This window comes from Promicromonospora sp. NPDC057138, assembly GCF_042670845.1.
In the GTDB taxonomy this organism is placed as follows: domain Bacteria; phylum Actinomycetota; class Actinomycetes; order Actinomycetales; family Cellulomonadaceae; genus Promicromonospora.
The window spans coordinates 1-5,493 of the sequence record NZ_JBHUUX010000124.1 but is presented as its reverse complement, the minus strand read 5'-3'; the positions used below and the strand labels follow the sequence as shown (position 1 = coordinate 5,493).

The 5,493-nt window shown below is 71.8% G+C and carries 4 protein-coding genes; all 4 read left to right on the top strand.

Annotated elements, in window-relative coordinates:
• Positions 1-1,787: murein biosynthesis integral membrane protein MurJ (murJ, locus tag ACFT2C_RS28840; protein WP_377210545.1), on the top strand; the 1,787-nt coding region annotated here is incomplete at its 5' end.
• Between the two features lie 128 nt (positions 1,788-1,915).
• Positions 1,916-3,592: a CTP synthase gene (locus ACFT2C_RS28835; protein WP_377210544.1), complete on the top strand. Its 1,677-nt coding sequence runs from the start codon at positions 1,916-1,918 to the stop codon at positions 3,590-3,592.
• A 40-nt stretch (positions 3,593-3,632) separates the two neighbouring features.
• Positions 3,633-4,265 (top strand): NUDIX domain-containing protein, encoded by a 633-nt coding sequence (locus tag ACFT2C_RS28830; protein WP_377210543.1) that lies wholly within the window; start codon positions 3,633-3,635, stop codon positions 4,263-4,265.
• A gap of 164 nt (positions 4,266-4,429) precedes the next feature.
• Positions 4,430-5,413 (top strand): hypothetical protein, encoded by a 984-nt coding sequence (locus ACFT2C_RS28825; RefSeq protein WP_377210542.1) that lies wholly within the window; start codon positions 4,430-4,432, stop codon positions 5,411-5,413.
• Positions 5,414-5,493: the final 80 nt, after the last annotated feature.

Below are 5,493 nucleotides of genomic sequence, written 5' to 3'. Positions count from 1 at the left end.
GACGAGGTCTCGACAGGCTCGACCACCGGTACACCCTCGGGCGCGTGAGCCGCGTCCGAACCCTGGCGAGCGCCGCGCTGCTCGTCACGGCCGTCACCCTCGCCAGCCGCATCGTCGGCTTCGGCCGCTGGCTCGCGCAGGGCGCATGGCTCGGGTCCGACGGCGTCGGGACGGTCTTCAACTCCGCCAACCAGCTCCCCAACCTCCTGTTCGAGGTGGCGGCGGGCGGCGCGCTCGCGGGCGCCGTCGTGCCGCTGCTGGCCGGGCCGCTGAGCCGGGCCGCTCTCACGTCCGACGGGACCACGCCCTCGAAGGAGCAGGCGTCGCGGATCGCCTCGGCGCTGCTGGGCTGGACGCTGGTCGTGCTGGTGCCGCTGGCGGCCCTCATGGCGCTCCTGGCGCGCCCGATCATCGGCCTGACCGGGCTGGACGACCCGGCGCAGGTGGACGTCGCCACCGCCTTCCTGCGCGTGTTCGCCGTGCAGGTGCCGCTGTACGGCCTGGCCGTCGTGCTGGGCGGCATCCTGCAGGCGCACAAGCGGTTCTTCTGGCCGGCGTTCGCGCCGCTGGTCTCCAGCCTCGTCGTCATCGTGGTCTACGCCGTCTTCGGTGCGCTCGCGGACGGCGACCAGCAGGACGTCGCCGCGCTGTCCGCCCGGGCGCTGGTGTGGCTCGCGTGGGGGACCACGGTCGGCGTCCTGTTCCTGGCGCTGCCGCTCGTCGTGCCCGTGTGGCGCACCGGGCTACGGCTGCGGCCCACCCTCCGGTTCCCGTCGGGGGAGGGGCCCCGGGCCGCGCGGCTGGCCTTCGCGGGCGTGGGCGCGCTCGTCGCCCAGCAGCTCTCGGTGTTCCTGATGCTGCGCGCTGCCAACGCCGCGGGTGGCGACGGCACGCTGTCGGTCTACCTGTACGCCCAGCAGGTCTACCTGCTGCCGTACGCGGTGCTCGCGTTCCCCATCGCGACCAGCGCGTTCCCGCACTTCGCGGAGCACGCTTCGGCCGGGAGGCTCGACGAGCTGCGCTCTCTCGTGGCCCGCACCACCCGCACGCTCCTGCTCGTGACGGCCGTCGGCGTGGCCGCGCTGGTCGCCGCGGCGCCGTTCGTCGAGGACGTCTTCGACCTCATCGTGCTCGGGGACGCGCACGGCATGGCCGCGGGCCTCACCCTGATGGCGCCCGGCCTGATCGGGTTCGCACTGATCCTGCACCTGTCGCGCGCGCTGTACGCCGTCGACCACGGGCGCGCGGCCGTCATCGCCACCGCGAGCGGGTGGGGCGTGTCCGCGGTCGGCGCGGCCCTCGTGCCGCTGCTGTTCGCGGCGCGCTCGCCGGGGCGCGGCTGCGCGGGGCCGGCCTGCTCGGAGCTCCTGCTGCGGACCGACGTCATGGCGGTCCTGGGGGCAGTCGGCACGGCGGGCATGGTCGTGGCCGGGCTCGGCCTGCTCCTGGCGGTCCGCAGGCACCTGGGCCCGGCCGCGCTGGGCGGCGTCTGGCGGGCGCTCGCGGTGCTCGTGGTGGCCGCGGCCATGGGGGCCGCCGTCGGGTGGCTGGTGCCCGTGTGGGTCGCGCCGCGGAGCCGCTCGTTCGGTTTGTTCGCCGACGCGCCGCTGCGCGAGGTGCCGTTCGACGGCGTCGAGTTCGCCACCGCTCTCGGCCTCGGGCTGGCCGTGGGATTGCTGGCCGCGGCGGTCACGCTCCTGATCGCCGTCCTGCTCGATCGCGATCTGCGCTCCGCCGTCGGGCCGCGGCTCGGAAATTTGCGGAGGAAGTTCTCCAGGAACGGGTGATTAGGCGAGCGTTATCGGCGCGACGGGTGGAGACTCGATCCGTACCAAACCGACAAACGCCGAGTGACGAGCAGCTGTACTGGCGGTGACGACACCAGCACGCTGTACCTCGGATAGGATGGAGTTCCGTGGTCGAACACCGAAGCAGTCTCCAGTCCCGTCATCGGTCCGGCGCCTCGACGCCGACCAAGCACATCTTCGTCACCGGTGGTGTGGCGTCCTCTCTCGGCAAGGGGCTGACGGCGTCCTCGCTCGGCCGCCTGCTCCGATCGCGTGGCCTCAGCGTCACCATGCAGAAGCTGGATCCCTACCTCAACGTGGATCCCGGCACCATGAACCCGTTCCAGCACGGTGAGGTCTTCGTCACGGAGGACGGCGCCGAGACCGACCTGGACATCGGGCACTACGAGCGCTTCCTCGACATCGAGCTCCCGGCGTCGTCCAACGTGACGACCGGCCAGGTGTACTCCCGCGTCATCGCGAAGGAGCGCCGCGGCGAGTACCTGGGCGACACCGTGCAGGTCATCCCGCACATCACCGACGAGATCAAGTTCCGGATGCGCGAGCAGGCCTCCGAGGACGTCGACGTGATCATCACCGAGATCGGCGGCACCGTCGGCGACATCGAGTCGCAGCCCTTCCTCGAGTCCGCGCGCCAGGTGCGGCACGAGCTGGGTCGCGACAACGTGTTCTTCCTGCACGTCTCGCTCGTGCCGTACATCGGCCCGTCGGGCGAGCTGAAGACCAAGCCGACGCAGCACTCCGTCGCCGCGCTGCGCACCGTCGGTATCCAGCCGGACGCGATAGTGCTGCGCTCCGACCGCGTGGTGCCGGAGAGCATCAAGAACAAGATCGCGCTGATGTGCGACGTCGACAACGAGGCAGTCATCAACTGCGCCGACGCCCCGTCGATCTACGACATCCCGCGCGTCATCCACGCCGAGGGCCTGGACGCCTACGTGGTGCGCCGCCTGGGCATGCCGTTCCACGACGTCGACTGGGACGGCTGGAGCCGCCTCCTGGAGCGCGTGCACGAGCCCGAGCACAACGTCGAGGTCGCGCTGGTCGGCAAGTACATCGACCTGCCGGACGCCTACCTGTCCGTGACGGAGGCGCTGCGGGCCGGCGGCTTCGCGAACGACGCGAAGGTCGGCATCCGCTGGGTCGCGGCCGACGACTGCCAGACGCCGGAAGGCGCCCAGGCCTCGCTCGAGGGCGTCGACGCCGTGCTGGTGCCGGGGGGCTTCGGCGTGCGCGGCATCGATGGCAAGGTCGGGGCGCTGCGCTGGGCGCGCGAGAACCTCGTGCCGACCCTCGGCATCTGCCTGGGCCTGCAGTCGATGGTCATCGAGTACGCGCGCAACGTGCTGGGCTGGGCGGACGCGTCGTCCACCGAGTTCCACCCGACCAGCAGCCACCCGGTCGTGGCGACCATGGCCGAGCAGAAGGCGATCGTGGAGGGCGAGGGCGACATGGGCGGCACCATGCGCCTGGGCTCCTACCAGGCGCAGCTCACCGCCGGCTCCGTGGTGGCCAAGGCGTACGGCAGCGAGCGGGTCTCCGAGCGGCACCGGCACCGCTACGAGGTGAACAACGCCTACCGCGGGGAGCTGGAGGAGGCGGGCCTGCTGATCTCCGGCACGTCGCCCGACTCGTCGCTCGTGGAGTTCGTCGAGCTCCGGGCCGACATGCACCCGTACTACGTGTCCACGCAGGCGCACCCCGAGTTCAAGTCGCGCCCCACGCGTGCGCACCCGCTGTTCGCCGGCCTCATCGCGGCGGCTCTCGAGAAGCAGTCCTCATGAGCTGCGGCTTGATCGCGGGCTCGCACGGAGAGGTCCGAGCATGAGTACAGACGAGGTCACCGACGTCATCGACCCGCGGCCCGCGCGGCGCCTCGACGTCCCGTTCCAGGGGTTCGTCGTCGACATGGTCTCCGACGAGGTCGACCTGGGCGAGACCGGCGGCATAGTCCGCCGCGAGTACGTCGACCACCCGGGCGCGGTGGTCGTCGTCGCGCTGAACGACGACGGCGACGTCCTCCTCCTGCGCCAGTACCGGCACCCGGTCGGCGCCTTCCTCTGGGAGGCGCCCGCCGGCCTGCTCGATCTCGACGGCGAGGACCCGCACGTCGCGGCGGCCCGCGAGCTGGCCGAGGAGGCGGACATGACCGCCGCCACCTGGCACGTGCTCCTCGACCTGCTGCCCACCCCGGGCGGCAGCAACGAGGCCATCCGCGTCTACCTGGCACGCGACCTCACCCCGGTGCCCGACGGCGAGCGGCACACCCGCGAGGCCGAGGAGGCCGACATGGTGGTGGTCCCGGTACCGCTGGAGGAGGCCGCCGCGCTCGCGCTCGCGGGCCGGCTGCACAACGCTGCGACCATCGCGGGCGTGCTGGCGGCGGCGATCGGGCGGGCGTCGGACTGGGAGACCCTGCGCCCCCTGGACAGCCCCTGGGAGTACCGCAGGACCTGAGTGGTTGGGTACGGGAAAAATCCCTGAGTGATCGGCATGATGTCAGGTGATCGGCACGACGAGCGACCGATCACCTGACAGTTTGCCGATGATCCGGACCTGACTCGAACTCCACTCACCGGGCCCGTTATATCCGTGTCACCGGGCTGCGCTATTCTCCCCGCGTGACCAGCGAACCCGACATGCTTCCGAACGTATCGTCCCTCCCGGCGTGGCTCGTTCCGTCCGTCTACCTCAACTGGTCCGAGGACTGGCTGGGCGAGGCGGTCGCCATCGCGAGCCGCAGCCACGAGCACCGCCTCCCGGGCGGCGCCGACGGCCCGCAGCGCGGTGACGTCGTCGTCACCGTCGTGGGCTCCGAGCCTGGCATCGTCGCCGCGGTCGAGCTCATGGGTACCAGCCAGGGCGAGGACTGGGTCAGCGACGAGGTGTTCGGCCCGGACAAGCCCGTGGTCTGGGACGACCTCTTCAACGGTGCCGCGGCGTACGCCCGGTCGTCCGGCTGGCTGCCGCAGGAGCACGCCCGCCTGGTGCTCGACGGCATCGCGCACCAGTACAAGCACGGCGCCACCGGCACGCTCGACGCCGGCAACTGCGAGACCGACGAGCTGTCGCCCAACCTGCACGTCCTGCGCCTGCTGGGGCACAAGCAGGTGGCGGGCGCCGACCTGCGCCGCGAGGAGCGCTGCGCCTCGTGCGAGCGGTTCGTCGACGTCATGCAGCTGCACCCGCACGACGACGGCGCCCACACCGGCCAGACCGGTGAGCGCCCCCTCGCGGAGCTGATCGAGCAGACCTTCCTGCTGTGCGAGCCCTGCCACGCGCTGCTGCACCCCCACGCGGTGCTGTCGCAGCGCGCGCAGATGCGCCCCGCGTGCCCGTCGTGCGGCCAGCGCGGCGCGACCAAGCGCATCGTGTGGGGCCAGGCGATCCACGACAACATGAAGCTGGAGCCGGACGTCGTGTACGGCGGCTTCGACACCCCGGTGCCGACGCCGGACTGGTACTGCCCGGAGTGCCACGCCAATTTCTCCTCGGGCGCGGTCTCGCAGCGTGCGCTGGGCGACGTGCCGGAGGCCGTGCCGGTCTCCGTCGGCGCGGTCGGCACGCCCCCGAACGGCGAGGACCTCTGGACCCCGGAGGTCTGACCCTCCTCCCGGACACTCTCCGCGAAGTAGAGCGCCTGTCCGGTCTCGACAGGCTCGACCACCGGTGGTCGAGCCTGTCG